The sequence below is a fragment of the Paenibacillus sp. BR2-3 genome (assembly GCF_046529485.1).
Classification (GTDB): Bacteria; Bacillota; Bacilli; order Paenibacillales; family Paenibacillaceae; genus Paenibacillus_AQ.
This window is the reverse complement of sequence record NZ_CP126311.1, coordinates 4,924,295-4,936,290: the sequence shown is the minus strand read 5'-3', so window position 1 is coordinate 4,936,290 and position 11,996 is coordinate 4,924,295. Positions and strand designations below refer to the sequence as shown.

Genomic DNA, 11,996 nt, shown 5'->3' with positions numbered 1-11,996 from the left:
GTGGAAATCTAAAGTCGTTATAAACAAGTACAGTTTTTCCTGCTTTCGTTATATTATCCCCGTTCCCAGTCTTTGCCGTTTCAGACACTTGTGTAAAATTTGGCAATATTCACCAAGATAACCATTTATGTACCTTCTTTATATTTGCTAAAACAGATCATACTAAGCACATCTCGTAAACATGACGAAAGTGATAAAGGAGGAAATAACGCGATGCAGGCATGGGAAGGCTTTGAATCAGGAAGCTGGCAGGAAGAGATCGATGTCCGCCAGTTTATCCAGCTCAACTACGAACCGTATGTAGGAGATCCGTCTTTTCTGGTGGGTCCCACGGAAGCAACGCAGCAACTCTGGAAGCAGTTCATGGAACTCGCAAAGAAAGAACGCGAACAAGGCGGAGTTCTGGATATGGATACCAAGGTAGTTTCCAGCATTACTTCACACGAACCAGGCTATTTAAATAAGGAGCTTGAGCGAATCGTTGGCCTGCAAACGGACGAACCTTTCAAACGAGCTCTTCAGCCCTACGGCGGGATCCGAATGGCCAAAAATGCTTGTGAATCTTACGGTTTTAAGCTGGATCCGGAAATCGAGCATGTTTTCTCCACGTACCGAAAAACTCATAATCAAGGCGTTTTCGATGCTTATTCACCTGCCATGAGTCTCGCTCGAAAAGCCGGCATTATTACAGGACTTCCAGATGCGTATGGCCGGGGGCGCATTATCGGTGATTACAGACGTGTTGCACTATATGGCACGGAATTTCTAGTCAAAAGAAAAAAAGACGAGCTCTCCTTCTTCGACGAAAGCACCATGACCGATGATGTGATTCAGTTCCGTGAGGAAATTACGGAACAGCTCCGGGCCCTTTCGGAGCTGCAGCAGATGGCGGCCAGCTATGGGTTCGATATTTCCAAGCCAGCGAAAACCGCGCAGGAAGCCTTCCAATGGTTGTACTTCGGGTATCTGGCCGTGATCAAGGAACAGAATGGGGCGGCTATGAGTCTTGGCCGTACCTCCACCTTTCTGGATATCTATGTCACGCGTGACTTAAAGAAGAAAAGGTTAACGGAACAAGAGGCACAGGAGCTCGTCGATCATTTTGTCATGAAGCTGCGTATGGTGAAGTTCGCTAGGACGCCGGAATATAACCTGCTGTTCAGCGGCGATCCGACTTGGGTGACCGAGTCGCTGGCAGGCATTGGTCTGGATGGTCGTCCGTTAGTCACTAAGACAACGTTTCGAATCCTGCATACGCTTGAGACGCTCGGTCCATCACCGGAACCGAATTTAACCGTACTTTGGTCCCCTCGGCTTCCGCAGAAGTTCAAGGAATATTGTGCACGTATGACCATTCAGACAAGCTCTCTTCAGTATGAGAATGATGATTTAATGCGGACTTATTTTGGTGACGATTACGGGATTGCCTGCTGTGTGTCCGCCATGCGGATCGGAAAGCAAATGCAGTATTTCGGCGCTCGGGCAAATCTGGCCAAAGCACTGCTGTATGCAATTAACGGCGGAGTGGATGAACAAATGAAGGTGCAAGTATCCCCGCCAATGCGGCCAATTCTGTCGGACAAACTGGACTTTGACGAAGTGATGGACGCCTTTGACTATATGATGGAGTGGCTTGCAGAGCTCTATATTAACACCTTGAATGTGATTCACTACATGCATGATAAATACTGTTATGAACGTATTGAGATGGCGCTTCACGATCAGGAAACGATGCGAACGATGGCAACCGGGATTGCCGGGCTGTCGGTCGTAACCGATTCGCTCAGCGCCATTAAATATGCCAACGTTCGGCCGGTTCGAGATGAGAAGGGCATTGCTGTTGACTATATCGTTGAAGGGGAATATCCCGCTTACGGCAATAACGATAACCGTGCCGATGATATCGCTATTGACCTCGTCAAACGGTTCTTTCGCAAGCTGAAGAAACATTCGACTTATAGGGAGGCCAAGACCACGATGTCGGTGCTGACTATTACCTCCAATGTGGTATACGGTAAGCTGACCGGGAATACCCCGGATGGGAGGAAGAAGGGTGAGCCATTCGCTCCAGGAGCTAACCCGATGCACGGTAGAGACCGGAAAGGTGCAATTGCTTCGTTGGCCTCCGTGGCGAAGCTGCCCTATGAGTACGCCTTGGATGGCATATCGAATACATTCTCGATTATACCGGGTGCCCTTGGGAAAAACGAAGAAGATCGAATCCGTAATCTGACTGCGATTCTTGACGGGTATACAGCCAAGGATGGTCATCATCTCAATATTAATGTGTTCGACAAAGAAACCTTGCTTGATGCGATGGATCATCCGGAGCAGTATCCGCAGCTCACGGTACGAGTTTCGGGCTATGCGGTTAATTTCATCAAACTGACGAGAGAGCAGCAGCTCGATGTCATCAACAGAACCTTTCATGAAAAAATTTGATGGGGGAAGCGCTGATGGAGCAGAACCAAGGTCGTATTCATTCCATTGAAACATCCGGTATGGTAGATGGACCGGGTATCCGGTTCGTTGTTTTTATGCAGGGATGCTTACTGCGCTGCCAATATTGCCACAACCCGGATACCTGGACGATTGGGAAAGGCCAGAAAGTAACCGTTCAGGAATTGGTCGAAGAAATTCGCGGATATCTCCCTTTCCTGCAATTTTCCGGGGGCGGAGTAACGGTCAGCGGCGGCGAGCCTTTATTGCAGGCCGATTTTCTGCTTACTCTGTTCCGGGCATTAAAACGAGAACTCGGTATTCACACCGCCATCGATTCTTCTGGCGGTTGCTTTACCCGGCACGGTCATTTCTTCGAGACGTTGCAGCAGTTGATGAAGTATACCGACCTCGTGCTGCTTGATTTGAAGCAAATCGATCCGCAAAAGCATCTCGACTTAACGGGTAAGCCTAACGATCATATTCTCGAATTTGCCCGTTTTCTCTCGGAGGCAGATATTCCGGTCTGGATCCGGCATGTCCTTGTTCCCGGCCTGTCTGATGATGAAGCGGATCTTCGGAAGCTGGCCGACTTTATCAAGACCTTGCGTAATGTAGAGCGCGTTGAAATCCTGCCCTATCACGAAATGGGAAAGTATAAGTACGAACAGCTTGGTATTGAATACCCTCTTCTCCATATCAGGCCACCGGATGAAGAGACCATTCGAATGGCGAAAGAGATTTTGGGCGCACATTAACACCGCTTATCTATAATCATTCGTATATTGGGCGGCGAATTGTGGATTTGCTGATCCACGGTTCGCCGTGTAGAACCCCTGTCCCAACATCGAAGGGCACCCAAACGGGTGCCCTTAAATTTCGCCCTATAAGTGGTACGGTGAACCGTACCACAAGAAACCGCAAGTTTTTGTGTTGGGCGCACAGGAGGCATGGAAATGACCTTGTGTGGCTTGGGCGGCCTTCGGCCGCTCCTCGGGAGTAGAGTGTTTTTTGAGGCTTTTGCGTTCCGAAAGCGGCTCAGATACGGGGAATATTGTGTAAAAGGATCCTAAAGCTTTGTGTTGAATATTAGAAATTAAGTGAACTTTCGTCCCTCAGTTCCATAATCCTAATCGTTTGGGAGGAGATCCATCTGGTCTATGTAAATCCATCTCAATATCCCCTACCAGAGCTGCAGCCATACGTAACCCGCAACGCGAGCGAACTTTACTTTCGATACTATCCTAGCGTCGCTAAAATGGAGAAGGCGATTATTCTTCTTCATGGAATATCTGAAGACAGCAAATATTTATACCCATACTCTCAAAAGGTCTCGTCAACGGGGCTCGCCCACGTGTTCACGCCCGACCTTCGAGGCTATGGGCCAACAGCCGCTAATCTCGGCGATATTGACTATATTGGCCAGCTAGAGGATGACCTTGCGGATCTTATCCAATACATCAAAGCCGAGTACCCTCATATCAAGCAAGTCGTGATGGCCGGTCACTCTGCAGGTGGAGGAACGGCTATACGCTTCGCTGGGAGCAAATATGCCGACCTTGCCGACTCATACCTATTACTAGCGCCACACTTGGGTCCGGGAAACCCGACTGAACGCCCAGCGGATGGGCATCGCAAGCTACATATGGGAACAGTGGTCATCCTTAGCATGCTGGACTCGATAGGAATCAAAGGCTGGCACGGGCTCCCCGCCATGGAACTCTACAAGCGTCCCGGGGAGTTGCATGATGGAATAGCTACAAAGCTCAGCTTTCGACTTCTGTTGTCTCGCTCGCCGATGAAGTACAAACGTGATCTGAGCAGTTATTTCTTCGCCTAGCTTGTATTTTTATGGTGTCTATAATATATTGTTTTTGTGGGATCGATCCCGCAAGTGAAATGACCATTCATTAAACAAAAAGGTGATGGAATTGCCAACTATTTTAGATGTAGCGGAGAAGGCTGGAGTTTCAAGATCAACGGTATCGCGAGTCCTAACCAATAGTAACCGGGTAGATCCGGAAACAAGGCACAGGGTGTTAGCGGCAATAAAAGAAATAAACTACCAGCCAAGCCAGGTTGCCCGGAATTTACGAAGACAGAAAACCAACTTGATCGCCGTATTAATTCCCGGTATTTCCAACCCTTTTTTCGGCAGTTTGGTTCAGGGGATGGAAGAGGTGGCTGTAAAAAAAGGATACAATGTCATCCTTTGCAATACCGGTGAAGATCCTGCTAGGGAGATAGAGTACCTCAGGATGCTTGAGAGAAAACAGGTAGACGGTGTAATTATGACTGCCTTGAGAAATCCCTTGGAAAAGGTGGAAGCCTTCCTTAAGTACGGTCCAATTGTACTTGCTAGTGAATACACAGACGATGATTCCATACCTGCAGTCATGATTGACAATGGTGAAGCGGCTTGCAAGGTAACCGAACATTTGATTTTGAAAGGCCATATGAGAATAGGCTTTATCAATGGACCGGGGCACATTATTCTCTGTCGTGATCGACAAAAAGGATATGTTCAAACACTAGAAAAATATGCAATACCCGTTTCTGACGATTTGATTATTTGCAGTGATTTTTCCATTGAAGGCGGGTTTGAATGTGCTAAACAGCTTCTTAAATTAGAGGAGAAGCCTACTGCCATATTTGCTGCTAATGATGAAATGGCCGTTGGTGTTATTCAAGCTGTTAAAGAACAAGGATTACGGGTTCCGCAAGATGTGTCAGTTGCCGGCTTTGATAATGTTCAAATCTCGAGAGTCGTTCAACCCCATTTAACAACGGTTGATCAACCGATTTTTCAAATTGGGGTAAAATCAGTGGAGCTTCTGATGTCCTGTTTGGAGGAATCGGTTTTGGAAGGAAAACGTATGGTGCTTGAAGCAAATTTGTGTATCCGGGAGTCCACATAAGTAAATATGAAAAGGAGATTAAACTTATGAAACACCGCAGACTTGGAAAAACAGATTTAAATGTATCCGTTGTTGGCGTGGGAACTTGGCAATTTGGCGGCGAATGGGGCAAAGATTTCTCCCAGGAGGAAGTAAATGAAATTTTAAACAGAGCCAAAGAATTAGGAATCAACCTCATTGATACAGCAGAATGTTATGGGGACCATCTTTCCGAATCCTTAATCGGGAAAGCAATCGAGCATAACAGGAAAGATTGGATACTGGCTACTAAATTCGGCCATCACTACCATGGCCATGTGGACCGTACAGATCATTGGTCAGCGAAGCAGGTCATTCAGCAATTGGAAGATTCCTTGCACGCTTTGCGTACGGATTACATTGATCTTTATCAATTTCATTCCGGAAGTGATGAAGTTTTCAATAATGATGATTTATGGACAGCATTGGATAAGCAAATACAGGCAGGAAAGATACGCCATCTTGGTATTTCTCTTGGAAGTAATGATAACCTGTACCAAACAGATGCGGCTGCAAAAGTAAACGCAGATGTGATTCAAGTTGTCTATAACAGATTGGACCGAAAGCCTGAAGCGGAAGTTTTTAATTCATGTGAGAGACAGGATTTGGGCGTGTTGGCCCGTGAACCGTTAGCGAACGGATTTTTAAGTGGAAAATATAAGCCTGGTTCTGTATTTGGAAAAAATGACTGGCGTAGTTTAAAAGATCAGGAACAATTGAAACTTGTTGAAGAAATAGAGCGCAAGGAAGTACCTGAGGGTGTAGATATGGCACAGTGGGCACTTGCCTGGTGCCTTCAGCATTCTGCTGTCACATGTGTGATCCCAGGATATAGGAATGTAGCTCAATTAGAGTCAAGTGCGAAAGCCGCGGAACTGGAACTTTTCTAACCAGTTCAATACAACCAAAGCATCATAAGGAGGCTATGTTCGATGGAAAATAGAGTGATTATTATAACCGGTGGAAGTGACGGGCTTGGGAGTGGAACAGCAAAAGTGTTTGCTCAAGAGGGGTGGAATGTCGTCATAATCTCACGAGGAGGCAAGAAATTAGAACGCGTTACTGAAGAGTTGAAAATGTTAAAGGGAAAGGTGCTAGCCATACCGGCGGATATCTCCAAGGCAGAACAAGTCCAATCAGCGGTCGAAAAAACGTTAAAAGAGTTTGGACGAATTGATGTACTGATGAATAACGCAGCAATCGATTATCCGGCTTCGATTGAAGAGTTAACGATTGAGCAGTGGGACCAAATCATTGGTGTCAATCTCAGCGGAGTTTTCTATACGTCTAAAGCCGTCTTCCCTTCTATGAAACGGCAAAATTCAGGGTATATTATTAACGTTTCTTCGGTAGCCGGTAAAAAAGGTTGGCCCAATGCCACTGCTTACTGCGCTTCCAAGTTCGCTTTAACGGGGTTAACCCAGGCTTTAAATGGGGAAGGTAAGCCCTACAATATACGTTGCTCTGTTGTATATCCAGGGGGCATGGATACAAACTGGCATGAAGAAAGACAGCCTGATTTTTTAAATCCGGAAGATGTGGGCAGATTTTTCTTTCATATGGTCACACAAGACCCCCGATTTGTAGTGAACGAAGTTGTCATTACTCCCGTAATTGAGAGAGGATACCCATAAATATTGCATGCAAAAGAGGGGGAGAATTTTGTCGAGTCAATTCTTCATCTATTTATATCGTTCCAGCATTCTTGGGAACGGGATAAATAGTTCTTCTCCGGGCATCTTAGGGGAAAAGACATTAAGGGAGTGATCAGGATGGCCAGAAGAAAGAGGAGATATGCGGTGCCAGGGGTGGAGCAGGACATGCAGACATTCAAAGCAAATGTAATGAAGCAGGAAGGGTATACTGTTGATCTGAATCGACCGGACGACGTCAAATACGAAGTGGCTAAGGAGCTTGGTGTACCTCTGCAGCCAGGTGGAAATGGCGGTCTGACTACGGAATCGGTGGGCCATGTCGGAGGCAAAATTGGCGGTGCCATGGTTCGGGAAATGGTCCGTCTCGCCCAAGAGCAAATGGCAAACAGGGATCAACCATAAAAGACTTCGAAGACAGTGGTACTCGCTAAGACCCGGAAAATCATAGTGGAAGCTCAACTCTGATCTCGAGGAACCCGCCTTGTATGGATGCACTTGTGTTGCCGCCCATCTGTTCTGCTAATAGCCTAACGATAGACAAGCCCAACCCTGTACTATTGCTTCTTGCTTGATCGCCAGTATAGAAACGGTCAAACAGCCGCTTTACATCGATTACGGAAGCATTTTTCACAGGATTTTTAAAAGATAGGACTGCTTTGTCCGCAGCCAGCAACTTTACTTCTATATCTCCATGGGAGTACTGAACGCAATTACGAATTAAATTATGGATAATCCTCGTGACCCTTTCTTTATCAGCATGGACAAATATAGGCGGCGGTTCCTCAAGTTGCACAGCTAGATTGTTCTCTTCCAATGCGGGAACTGACGCTGCCAGACACTCTGCCACCAGATTAGTAAGGTTCATTCGTTCGATATGTAGTTCTGGTTCTGCGTTTAGGAGATAGGTGTACTCAAAAAAGTGTTCGATCAACCGCCCCAATTCGTCGGCGTGTTTTTGGGCGGTTTGCAGTTTCTTTTGTTGATCGACGTTCAGCTCACCATTGCCCATAAGCTGCTGATAGCCCTTTATAGCCGTAAGCGGTGTTCGTAAATCATGGGAAATATTTGCGATGAGCTCCTTAAAGTTCTTTTCCTCTTGAATGCCTTTAAGACGGAGGTTTTCCTCCGCCTTGAGGCATTTATTAATATTGATAGCCAGCGTATCAAGCTCCCTGCTTAGGAGTTCCAAACGGATAGGTTGACGTGTATGTTTAGTCAGCCGCTTGTCCAACTGCCGGTTGATGCTGCGCAATTGCTGCTGAAGAAAGGCAATATACAAGGCGAGCAAAATAATAAGAATGGCCAAAGTGCCCGCCACAATTGTCAACGTGTTCACCAACCTTCCAGCTACTTGATTTCCGATTTTCTGAATGCGCTGTAAGTGACAGCAATCATTACACTTATAAATATCAAACCAACAGCGATTGCCTTGACCATGTCTCCCGTTCCCGTATCCAATGTGACAAAGGCGTGCTTGCCTCCATATGGCGTTAAGGAGAACATACGATCAAACACCGGAGAGCTTTCGCTTAATCTTATGAGCTGTGCAGTAAGAATCGAGAACCCATAGTAAATAGCAACCACGAAGAGGGGCTTTTTCAGCATAAAAGCAAGCGGTACACAGATACTCAATTGTGCCACATATACGATCATCAAGGTCAACGTGACAGCGAACATTTTCCACACGCCTGATGCAGAAAAGGTTGTACCCTCTACTGATGTTAGTACATTCAGGAAGCCCACGGCCACGGAGCCCATACTGAACTCGGAACCTGTGCTAAGAGCAATACCTGTTATGATGGCATAGGGGAGCAGGAGGAACGCCAGGGCAAAGCCCAATACGGCTGCCTTACTAATGATGACCGCACTCCTGCTACAGCCATTAGCAATAGAGTCGTGGATGGTTTTATTATCGAAATCCCCGCAAATCATAACGCCTGCGATAACACCGCCGAGTATGCTTATTACGTTGATATCAGAGAACATGAACCCGAGCCCTGTCATGCTGGGATCCATCTTACCCTGTGGTATCAGATAGGCGAACACTGCCATGATGGCCGCACTTACCGTTGTGATTGCCAATAAAATCTTAATGGCCATAGATTTGCGTAATTTAAATACATCCGCCTGAATCAAATTAAGCATCCCGATCACCGCCTATAACAGAGATAAAGTAGTTTTCAAGCGTATCTCCCTCGATCGAAAATTTCGAGACGACAATCCCGTTTTCGTAAATCGTCTTTGCCACCAGATCCTTTTCAGTCACATAATCATAGAGCTTAATGGTCTTGTCCGGCATGACCTTAAAATGGGTGGTGTTCAGCTGCATCTCCAATACGCTCGTCAACTTTTCCGGCTGGTCGCATTTAATATGTAGATGATGCTTGCAGGTTTCTTCAAGCTGTTCAAGAGTAAGGGTTTGCTTGATTTCGCCTTTATGAATGATGATATAATTCGTGACGGTCTGATATAGCTCCGGCAAATTATGACTTGAAATTAATATGGTCATTTGCCGTTCTTCGCACAACTTCTTCAGCAGATTGCGAATTTCAACGACGCCCAATGGGTCAAGTCCGTTGATCGGCTCGTCCAGGATCAGCAACTCTGGGTTGCCAAGCAGGGCGATCGCAATCCCTAAACGCTGCTTCATGCCCAGCGAAAAGTTTTTGGCTTTCTTATTTCCTGTGTCGGCAAGTCCGACCAGTTCCAATAATTCACCTTCAATTTCCTTGTTTGGGACACCACGCATGATTCTGTGAAGCTTGAGATTATCTCTCGCACTCATATGGGGAACAAATCCGGGATCCTCGATCATGCAGCCCAGCCGCTTCCTCTCCTCCTGCAAAGCACGCTCGCCGCTATGACCAAAAAGCTCAATGCTGCCCTCCGTGGGAAAAGAAAGCCCGGCCAAAGTGCGCATTAGCGTTGTTTTTCCTGCGCCGTTCTGCCCGATTAAACCGTATATTTTACCGGATTCCATCGTAATCGACACATCACGCAGCGCAAAAGACCCGCGGTAGATCTTCGTAAGGCTGTTTGTTTTTACTACATATGATTTCATTTGCTCACCTGCCCTTTCTGACTTTAGTGTAATTTCCATTGGTTTAGAAAAGGTTAAGGGCAGCAAAAAAAGTGACGGGCAGCAGACCCGTCACGCACAGACCCTTCATTCTTTGTATAGACGATAACCGAGACCCCATACCGTTTCGATATATTCCTCTGTGGGATATGCTTTCTTCAGCTTGCTGCGCAGATTGCTGATATGAGTCTTGACGGCATTATCATCACCGAGATATTCATCTTTCCAGACCGACTCGTAGAGGTTGGCTTTCGTAAAAACCTTGCCCCCATGCTTGATCAGCAGCTCCAATATCATGTATTCTTTTGCAGTCAGCTCTAGTTCAGTCTCGTCTGCCGTAACGCGCTTTGTATGGTCGTTCAGTGACAGGTTCTTATAACGAAAAACTTTGTTCTCTTGTAATTGCTTATGAGCACGCCGCAGATTGGATTCGACACGTGCCACAACTTCTCCCAAATCGAAGGGCTTTGTAATATAGTCATCCGCTCCCAGCTTCAAAAGATCAATCTTCGTGCCGACCCTATCCTTTGCAGAGATGACAATGACAGGGGTTTCCGTAAGTTTCCGCGTATCTTTAAGTATTTCATCCCCGCTTTTGTAGGGAAGCATAATATCAAGTAGAATTAAATCATACGAGTTGTTTTTGATTTCCTTGATTCCATCGACGCCGGTGTAGCATGATTTCACTTTATAACCCGCATGGATCAAAGCTTCGGCCAGCATCCGATTGACATCTTCATGATCTTCGATAATCAGAATCGTTTCCACTACAAATCACCCAATCCTTTTCCGTTGTTCGGTTATCTTTATATCGGCGATTAATGGGGCTTTCTACATGTTTAACTATATCAATCTTCTGTAAAAGGGGGGAGTATTTCATTGACGCTGCAGCAATTAAAGTACGTAATTGAGGTCGCGAATCAGGGTTCCATTAATGAGGCTGCCAAGCGGTTGTTTATTTCTCAGCCCAGCCTTTCCAATGCGATCAGGGATTTGGAAGAAGAAATGCAGATCGTCATTTTTGAAAGGTCGAATAAAGGGATTTCCGTGTCTAAGGAGGGGGCGGAATTTCTAAGCTACGCGAGGCAGGTAGTCGAGCAGGCTGAATTGCTCGAAAGTCGCTATCTTAACGCCAAACCGTCCCCGCAGCATTTTTCGGTATCGACTCAGCATTACGCTTTCGCGGTGAATGCGTTTGTGAGTCTGGTTCAGGAGTATGGTCAAGATGAATATGAGTTTGCGCTGCGAGAGACCAAAACCTACGAAATTATCGAGGATGTCAAAAGCTTGCGCAGTGAGATCGGGATCATTTATCTCAATGAGTTTAACGAGAAAGTGATCAACAAACTGCTTAAAGAAGCTAATTTGCAATTCAACAGCTTGTTTACGGCGAAACCGCATATTTTCATCAGCATTCGAAACCCGCTGGCCAAGCAGGCCAGTGTGACCACCCAGCAGCTTCAGCAGTACCCGTATCTTTCTTTTGACCAAGGGGAGTATAATTCCTTTCATTTCTCGGAAGAAATTCTCAGTACGATCACCCATCGAAAAAGCATTCGTGTGAATGACCGGGCAACGCTTTTTAATTTACTGATCGGGCTGAGCGGGTATACCGTTTCGACAGGAGTGCTAAGCGCGGATTTGAACGGCAATGAAATTATTGCAGTCCCCTTGGAAAGTGAGGAGAGCATGAACGTCGGCTGGATTTCCCACCGAAATATTTCACTTTCCAAGCTGGGCCTCGTCTATATAGAAGCGCTCAAGCAAGCCGTATTATCTTAATTTATTACCGCTATACCAATAAGCTATAACCAAATATAGCTTATACCAGTTACGCTATACCAGACATCCCGTGATATCTTACTTGTAAATAATCGCCGATTATAA

General features: G+C 46.1%; 12 protein-coding genes. 8 read left to right on the top strand and 4 right to left on the bottom strand.

The genetic code is table 11. From position 1 onward, the window contains the following. Positions 1-213: 213 nt before the first annotated feature. From pflB to PaeBR_RS23635, 7 genes are all read left to right on the top strand, one after another. Entirely contained in the window at positions 214-2,442 is a 2,229-nt protein-coding gene (gene pflB / locus PaeBR_RS23665; RefSeq protein ID WP_410512870.1) for a formate C-acetyltransferase, read from the top strand. A gap of 14 nt (positions 2,443-2,456) precedes the next feature. Continuing rightward, positions 2,457-3,197 carry a pyruvate formate-lyase-activating protein gene (gene pflA / locus PaeBR_RS23660; RefSeq protein ID WP_410512869.1) on the top strand — a complete coding sequence of 247 codons (741 nt, stop codon included), beginning with the start codon at positions 2,457-2,459 and terminating at the stop codon, positions 3,195-3,197. A gap of 500 nt (positions 3,198-3,697) precedes the next feature. Beyond that, positions 3,698-4,279, top strand: coding sequence for an alpha/beta hydrolase (locus PaeBR_RS23655; protein ID WP_410512868.1), 582 nt, complete (start codon positions 3,698-3,700; stop codon positions 4,277-4,279). Between the two features lie 85 nt (positions 4,280-4,364). Further along, positions 4,365-5,357, top strand: a complete 993-nt coding sequence (locus PaeBR_RS23650) for a LacI family DNA-binding transcriptional regulator (RefSeq protein WP_410512867.1) — start codon at positions 4,365-4,367, stop codon at positions 5,355-5,357. Between the two features lie 26 nt (positions 5,358-5,383). Beyond that, entirely contained in the window at positions 5,384-6,265 is an 882-nt protein-coding gene (locus tag PaeBR_RS23645; protein ID WP_410512866.1) for an aldo/keto reductase, read from the top strand. A gap of 42 nt (positions 6,266-6,307) precedes the next feature. After that, positions 6,308-7,009 (top strand): SDR family oxidoreductase, encoded by a 702-nt coding sequence (locus PaeBR_RS23640; protein WP_410512865.1) that lies wholly within the window; start codon positions 6,308-6,310, stop codon positions 7,007-7,009. 138 nt (positions 7,010-7,147) lie between these two features. Continuing rightward, positions 7,148-7,432 (top strand): alpha/beta-type small acid-soluble spore protein, encoded by a 285-nt coding sequence (locus PaeBR_RS23635; RefSeq protein WP_410512864.1) that lies wholly within the window; start codon positions 7,148-7,150, stop codon positions 7,430-7,432. Between the two features lie 40 nt (positions 7,433-7,472). Here PaeBR_RS23635 and PaeBR_RS23630 read toward each other — a convergent pair whose 3' ends face one another. The 4 genes from PaeBR_RS23630 to PaeBR_RS23615 all read right to left on the bottom strand — a co-directional run bounded on the left by PaeBR_RS23630 (position 7,473) and on the right by PaeBR_RS23615 (position 10,877). Further along, positions 7,473-8,366, bottom strand: coding sequence for a sensor histidine kinase (locus PaeBR_RS23630; protein WP_410512863.1), 894 nt, complete (start codon positions 8,364-8,366; stop codon positions 7,473-7,475). An 11-nt stretch (positions 8,367-8,377) separates the two neighbouring features. Next, positions 8,378-9,175 (bottom strand): ABC transporter permease, encoded by a 798-nt coding sequence (locus tag PaeBR_RS23625; RefSeq protein WP_410512862.1) that lies wholly within the window; start codon positions 9,173-9,175, stop codon positions 8,378-8,380. Then, positions 9,168-10,091 (bottom strand): ABC transporter ATP-binding protein, encoded by a 924-nt coding sequence (locus PaeBR_RS23620; RefSeq protein ID WP_410512861.1) that lies wholly within the window; start codon positions 10,089-10,091, stop codon positions 9,168-9,170. Before PaeBR_RS23620 ends, PaeBR_RS23625 begins: the two co-directional genes overlap by 8 nt. Before the next feature lie 105 nt (positions 10,092-10,196). Next, a complete protein-coding gene (locus PaeBR_RS23615) occupies positions 10,197-10,877 on the bottom strand; it encodes a response regulator transcription factor (RefSeq protein ID WP_410512860.1) in 681 nt (226 codons plus the stop codon). A 111-nt stretch (positions 10,878-10,988) separates the two neighbouring features. On the opposite strand from PaeBR_RS23615, the gene PaeBR_RS23610 reads away from it, so the two are divergent. Continuing rightward, positions 10,989-11,891 (top strand): LysR family transcriptional regulator, encoded by a 903-nt coding sequence (locus tag PaeBR_RS23610; RefSeq protein ID WP_410512859.1) that lies wholly within the window; start codon positions 10,989-10,991, stop codon positions 11,889-11,891. Positions 11,892-11,996 lie beyond the last annotated feature (105 nt).

Bases quoted from the DNA above. Each gene is read 5' to 3' on its own strand.
- PaeBR_RS23645 (WP_410512866.1), top strand. From the start codon at position 5,384: ATGAAACACCGCAGACTTGGAAAAACAGATTTAAATGTATCCGTTGTT.
- pflB (WP_410512870.1), top strand. From the start codon at position 214: ATGCAGGCATGGGAAGGCTTTGAATCAGGAAGCTGGCAGGAAGAGATC.
- PaeBR_RS23620 (WP_410512861.1), bottom strand. From the start codon at position 10,091: ATGAAATCATATGTAGTAAAAACAAACAGCCTTACGAAGATCTACCGC.
- PaeBR_RS23650 (WP_410512867.1), top strand. From the start codon at position 4,365: ATGGAATTGCCAACTATTTTAGATGTAGCGGAGAAGGCTGGAGTTTCA.
- pflA (WP_410512869.1), top strand. From the start codon at position 2,457: ATGGAGCAGAACCAAGGTCGTATTCATTCCATTGAAACATCCGGTATG.
- PaeBR_RS23640 (WP_410512865.1), top strand. From the start codon at position 6,308: ATGGAAAATAGAGTGATTATTATAACCGGTGGAAGTGACGGGCTTGGG.
- PaeBR_RS23625 (WP_410512862.1), bottom strand. From the start codon at position 9,175: ATGCTTAATTTGATTCAGGCGGATGTATTTAAATTACGCAAATCTATG.
- PaeBR_RS23635 (WP_410512864.1), top strand. From the start codon at position 7,148: ATGGCCAGAAGAAAGAGGAGATATGCGGTGCCAGGGGTGGAGCAGGAC.
- PaeBR_RS23655 (WP_410512868.1), top strand. From the start codon at position 3,698: ATGGAGAAGGCGATTATTCTTCTTCATGGAATATCTGAAGACAGCAAA.